2 protein-coding genes and 1 rRNA gene are annotated in these 1,695 nt (G+C 60.1%); 2 read left to right on the top strand and 1 reads right to left on the bottom strand.

Annotated features, from left to right (window positions below; translation table 11 throughout):
* Window positions 1-269 precede the first annotated feature (269 nt).
* Window positions 270-578: a hypothetical protein gene (locus tag E3T61_RS10495; RefSeq protein ID WP_338145523.1), complete on the bottom strand. Its 309-nt coding sequence runs from the start codon at window positions 576-578 to the stop codon at window positions 270-272.
* A gap of 183 nt (window positions 579-761) precedes the next feature.
* Here E3T61_RS10495 and E3T61_RS10490 point away from each other — a divergent pair, with 183 nt between their 5' ends.
* Window positions 762-1,001 carry a DUF3499 family protein gene (locus E3T61_RS10490; protein WP_134640815.1) on the top strand — a complete coding sequence of 80 codons (240 nt, stop codon included), beginning with the start codon at window positions 762-764 and terminating at the stop codon, window positions 999-1,001.
* Window positions 1,002-1,605: 604 nt separating this feature from the next.
* A 16S ribosomal RNA gene (locus E3T61_RS10485) occupies window positions 1,606-1,695 on the top strand; the annotation flags it as partial.

Genomic DNA, 1,695 nt, shown 5'->3' with positions numbered 1-1,695 from the left:
GGTTCCTTCGTCCATGGAGCAGGCGGCGAGGCCGGTGATGAGCAGGCCGGCGGTGGTCAGTCCGAGTGCGGTCTTGGTGAAGCTGCGCATGATGTGATCCTTTGCTGTGAGGTGGTGGTGCGGGGTGTGGTGCGGGGTGTTGCTTGGTATGCAGGTGGTTCGGGCCCCCGCCAGAAAAGGTTTGGTGTTCGTGGAAAAAAGATCGGCGGCAACAAAAATCGCGCCTGTCCGAAGACAAGCGCGACCTGAATGGTGCGGGGGAGCGTCCCCTAGAAGTGTCTGAACCGGTCGGGCGCGAGATCCCAGGGATCCTTGCCCAGCAACTCGGCCACACCGCGGAAGACGCAGCTCTCAATGACCATGCGTTGGTGGAGCTCGTCATTGCGGTGCAGCCGGCTCAATCGTTGGATGGGCAGCCGGAAGAAGGTGATGCGGCGGGCACGGGCATCCACGGCGTAGCGCTCGACCCCGACACCGGGGATCACGGCCAGGGGCCCCGGAGCCACTTCGAAGCTGACGTCGGACAGCTCGGTCGGCCAGACCATCCGCAGGTAGTCGACAGTCGACGCGATGGTCATGTCAAAAGTGTCGATCCGCGTTCTCAATGGCGGGAGGAAGGGGCCTGTGGCAGAACTCCGGATGCCGCGGCCGTGCCGGTCCCGGCCCCGGCCGCGGGATGTGGCCGTCTGCACGGTTACGCGGCGTGAACGAGGCATAACCTCAGTCTACGTCCGGGTCATCGGCGGTATCCTTCAATCACCATGTCAGTAAGACCGTGCTCACGAATCTCCTGCAGCGACGAGGCCGTGGCGACCCTGACCTTCTCTTATGCAGACTCCATGGCAGTACTCGGTCCGCTTTCCGGCAGCCACGAACCGCACGCCTATGACCTGTGCGAGCGCCACGCGCGCCTGACCACTCCGCCTCAGGGCTGGCAGATGATCCGGCATCGCCTCACGTCCGTCGAGGATGCCGGCAGGACCGCACCGAACCCCACCTGATCCTCGCGGGGAGACCACGATTCAGCCCCACCAAGCCCGACACGCCCGGGCGTCAGGGGTAATTTGCGGCCCCCTCAGAATCCCCGTAATGTCATCTCTCGTCACCCCACAGGTTCGGAAAAGCCGCAGAGCTTCCGGCCTCAAGCGGGACCACCTCCCACCTCCAGTACACAACTCGTCATCGACGTTTTCTGTCACTGAAGCGGAAACCAGCTCCCCGCACGATCAGATCAGATTGATCGAACGAAGTTTTCCACGGCACTAGTTTGCCCAGGACACGCCGTTCAGTTGATTTGACACGGATCAGCGCGGACGCTAAGATCGTAAAGTTGCCCCGGAGCGACAGCCTTTCAGGCCTGAAGTCGGGTGCGTCCGATCCTTGAGAACTCAACAGCGTGCACAATGTCAAATGCCAAAAACCTCGTGGTTTGGATCCGTTTCTAGCGGTGAAGGGCCAAGAGATTCCTTTGGAAAACATCTAAACAACAAAGCAAGTCAGTAATGATTTGTTCTGTCAGTTTCAAACTTGCTGATTGTTCGCCTATTCCGGTGGCTTTCAGCACTAGATGTGCCCGTCACGCTTGCGTGGTGAGGCTATTAAACATTTACGGAGAGTTTGATCCTGGCTCAGGACGAACGCTGGCGGCGTGCTTAACACATGCAAGTCGAACGGTGAAGAGGAGCTTGCTCCTTG

Source organism: Cryobacterium lactosi (assembly GCF_004403945.1).
Lineage (GTDB): Bacteria > Actinomycetota > Actinomycetes > Actinomycetales > Microbacteriaceae > Cryobacterium > Cryobacterium lactosi.
Note: the sequence above shows the minus strand (reverse complement) of the source record. Positions and strands in the feature narration are given on the sequence as shown.